Origin of the sequence: Mesorhizobium sp. M2D.F.Ca.ET.226.01.1.1, assembly GCF_004022705.2 — a bacterium.
Lineage (GTDB): Bacteria > Pseudomonadota > Alphaproteobacteria > Rhizobiales > Rhizobiaceae > Mesorhizobium.
In genome coordinates this window covers 1-1,040 of the sequence record NZ_RZOY02000045.1, presented here as the reverse complement: position 1 = coordinate 1,040, position 1,040 = coordinate 1, and the positions used below count along the sequence as shown (strand labels likewise).

At 61.8% G+C, this 1,040-nt stretch carries 1 protein-coding gene; it reads right to left on the bottom strand.

The genetic code is table 11. The annotated features are described in order from the left end of the window. The coding region (locus tag EN869_RS33680; protein ID WP_127230906.1) for an IS481 family transposase at nt 1-952 on the bottom strand (952 nt) is incomplete at its 3' end. Between the last annotated feature and the right edge of the window lie 88 nt (nt 953-1,040).

Below are 1,040 nucleotides of genomic sequence, written 5' to 3'. Positions count from 1 at the left end.
TGTGGAGCCTCAACAGGTTGTCCTCGGTTAGAGCGAGGCGACTGATAGGTGTTTTGGACTTTAGGCTCCCGTGGGGACGGTGCCAATTGTATCTGTGCAGCCAGACCGGCAACTCTGCGGCGCGGTGATCTGAAGTCGGATAAGCGATGGCATAAGCCCATTCGCGCAGTGCTGTCTGGATGAAGCGCTCGGCCTTGCCATTGGTCTTGGGTGTATAGGGTCTTGTCCTGACGTGCTTGAGGCCGAGATCGCGGCAGGCCTTGGCGAAGGCCTTTGATCTGTAGCAGGAGCCGTTGTCGGTCATGACGCGGGCTATCGTGACGCCGAGGCTGGCGTAGTAGGCCACCGCCGCCTTGAGGAAGGCGATGGCGCTTTCTTTTTTCTCGTCGGGCAGGATCTGCGAGAAGGCGATGCGGGAGGCGTCGTCGATGCAGACATGGACGAACTCCCAACTGCTGCCGCGCGAGCTGGCATTGCCGGTGCGCTTGCCGGTAATGCGATGACCGATGCGCTCGAAACGACCGAGCTTCTTGATATCGATATGGATCATCTCGCCAGGATGCTCGCGCTCGTAGCGTCGGATCGGCTCGGCCGGTTCGATATCCCGCAACCGCGACAGTCCGGCACGCTTGAGAACCCGGCTAACGGTGGCGGGCGAGACGCCGACCTCATGGGCGATGTGCTTGCCGGTCCAACGTTGCCGCCGCAGCGCCATGATGCGCTCGGCGATCAACGCAGCGGTGGCCTGCGGCATATGGGCGGGCCGCGAGGAACGGTCGATCATGCCGGCCCGCCCTTCGGACTTGTAGCGCTCGACCCAGCGCGCCACGATCTTGGCCGACACGCCGTAGACACGCGCCGCATGGGCTTTGGAGAAAGCGCCTTCTATCACCGACAGCGCCATCTCCTCTCGACGCAGCGGTGTGAGACGGGCATTCTTATGGATGTTCATTCGGATCCTCCGATGGATGCTGAAGCGTGGTAACTCCAGTCTCCTCGGTCCGGTCCGAATGGACAACCTCCCGAAAGCTCACAGCTAG